The following is a 1,957-nucleotide window of genomic DNA, read 5'->3' as shown; positions in this document are numbered from 1 at the left end:
TCCCCGGCCCTCCCCCCGCTGCGCGGTGGGAGGGAGAACACAGCGCGAGATCTGGCTACCGCGCGAGGCCCGCAAAGTACCCTCTCCCGAAGTTGGGAGATGGTGGCGACGCGGTGGCGGCGCCGGGTGAGGGCCCTCGCGGCCGCGCGGACCCCTTTCACAATTTCAGTGAATCCCGCTTCGAAAATCTCACGACAATAGTGCAGATTTGGTGCATGCGGAATCTGCCCCTGAAATCTAAGTATTTGTCATGTCTATAGTTAACCAAAATTGTGCCGCGTGAGCGGAGTTTGCTCTTCCGCGGAGCCGACGTTCGCCTCGATTCCAGAACCGGAGGTCGGAAACCATGCGCCGCTCCCTGCTTCTCCTCGCCGTGCTGGGCGTTGCCGCCTGCGGCGACTCCGACGCGCCGCTCACGCCGTCGCTGCAGCCGTCCGCCCCGTCGCCGCTCCTCGTCGCCGAAGACGGGTCGATCCCCGGCCAGTACATCGTGGCGGTGGACTGGGGCGCCGACGCGCTGGCCGTCGCCCGCGACTTCGGCATCCAGCCGAAGTACGTCTACGAGCACCTGCTGAACGGCTTCGCGGGCGCCATCCCCGACGCCGCCGTGCAGGCGCTCACCGCCGACCCGCGCGTGCTGAAGGTGAGCGTGCAGCGGCAGTTCCGGGCGCTCGGCGGGCCCACGGTCACCACGCAGGCGAACGCCACCTGGGGGCTGGACCGCGTCGACCAGCGCCTGCTCCCGGTCGACGGCACCTACAGCTACCAGTTCAGCGGCGCGGGCGTCACCGCCTACGTGATCGACACCGGCATCCGCTTCGACCACGAGGAGTTCGAGGGCCGCGCCACGCCCGGCTTCGACGCGTACACCGCCGACCCCGTCGACCCGCTGCTCCTGCCGGCCCCGAACGACTGCCACGGGCACGGCACCCACGTCTCCGGCACCATCGGCGGCAGGACGTACGGGCTGGCCAAGCAGGTGCGCCTGGTGGCCGTGCGCGTGCTCAACTGCGCCGGCTACGGCTCCGACGCCGACGTGATCGCGGGGATGGACTGGGTGGCGAAGACCGCCACGCTCCCCGCCGTTGTCAACATGTCGCTGGGCGACGTGGTGCCCACCAAGACGCTCGGCACCAACGGCCCCGTCGACGACGCCGTGCGCGGCATGATCGCCTCGGGGATCACCGTGGTGGTGGCCGCCGGCAACGGGTGGGGGAACGGCACCGTGGGCGCCGACGCCTGCATGTTCCCGATCGCCAACGTCCCCGAGGCCATCACCGTGGCCGCCAGCAACAACACCGACACGCGCACCACGTGGACCAACTACGGCGCGTGCGTGGACCTCTTCGCGCCCGGCTCCAGCATCACCTCCGCGTACAACACCGGCCCCAGCGACACCGACGTGCTGAGCGGCACCTCCATGGCCTCGCCGCACGTGGCCGGCGCCGCCGCGCTGGTGCTGGAGCAGTCCCCCGGCGCCACGCCGCAGCAGGTGCGCGACGTCCTGGTGCAGGGCGCCACGCAGAACATCATCAAGCCGACGACGCTCAACAACTTCCACACGGCGAACAGCCACTTGCTCTACAGCCGCGTCCTCGTACCCGAGGCGATCAAGGGGAAGCGCGGTCCCACCACCCCCTGCACGCCCAAGCGCAAGCGCGACGGCCAGTGCTAGGCACGTAGCGTCCCACCGTAGCGAGGCGGATTGGCAGCGTCGTCGGCCTGATGATCCCGGGGGAGCGTCGTGCACCAGGCGCTCCCCCGGGATCGCCTTCTATTCCTCTACTTTCGCACTAACGCACTAACGCACTGCGGTTTTGGGCGTGTCCCTCCGCTGCGCTCCGGGCCGGGCTGCGCGCGCGGTAGGGCACGATACGACCGTGCCCAACCGCGCCGGGCCACCGCCGCGACGATACCCCGTGTCGCGGCGGCGTCCCGGCCCTCCGGGCGCGCATCC

General features: G+C 70.1%; 1 protein-coding gene. It reads left to right on the top strand.

All coding sequences use genetic code 11. The features are described 5' to 3' along the window. Positions 1–346 precede the first annotated feature (346 nt). Positions 347–1,675 (top strand): S8 family serine peptidase, encoded by a 1,329-nt coding sequence (locus VF746_18135; protein ID HEX8694346.1) that lies wholly within the window; start codon positions 347–349, stop codon positions 1,673–1,675. Positions 1,676–1,957: the final 282 nt, after the last annotated feature.

The organism is Longimicrobium sp. (genome assembly GCA_036389795.1).
Lineage (GTDB): Bacteria > Gemmatimonadota > Gemmatimonadetes > Longimicrobiales > Longimicrobiaceae > Longimicrobium.
Note: the sequence above shows the minus strand (reverse complement) of the source record. Positions and strands in the feature narration are given on the sequence as shown.

Excerpts from the sequence above, each read along its gene's own strand:
- VF746_18135 (HEX8694346.1), top strand. The coding sequence starts at position 347 with ATGCGCCGCTCCCTGCTTCTCCTCGCCGTGCTGGGCGTTGCCGCCTGC.